Source organism: Fructilactobacillus sp. X3R2C1 (assembly GCF_059901235.1).
Genome location: NZ_JBWXVA010000033.1, coordinates 1 through 273, shown reverse-complemented (window position 1 = coordinate 273; position 273 = coordinate 1). Strand labels below are relative to the sequence as shown.

The 273-nt window shown below is 66.7% G+C and carries 1 protein-coding gene; it reads left to right on the top strand.

All coding sequences use genetic code 11. The annotated features are described in order from the left end of the window. The coding region (locus AC6UDB_RS07050; protein ID WP_500709552.1) for an efflux RND transporter permease subunit at positions 1 to 273 on the top strand (273 nt) is incomplete at both ends.

Here is a 273-nt window from a genome sequence, read left to right as displayed (position 1 = left end):
GCCTGATCGAGCGCGAGCTGTCCAGCGTCAAGCACCTGCTGTACTTCGAGTCGTCGGTGGACACCTCCGGCGAAGCCTCGATTACTGCGACCTTCAAGCCGGGTACCAACCCGGAGCTGGCGCAGGTGGACGTGCAGAACCGGATCAAGGCGATCGAGCCGCGCCTGCCGCGCAGCGTGCGCCAGAACGGCCTGTTTGTGGAGGCCGCTGATTCGGGTTTCCTGATGCTGGTCGGCCTGCGTTCGCCGGACGCCAGCGTCAGCGAGGCCGCAC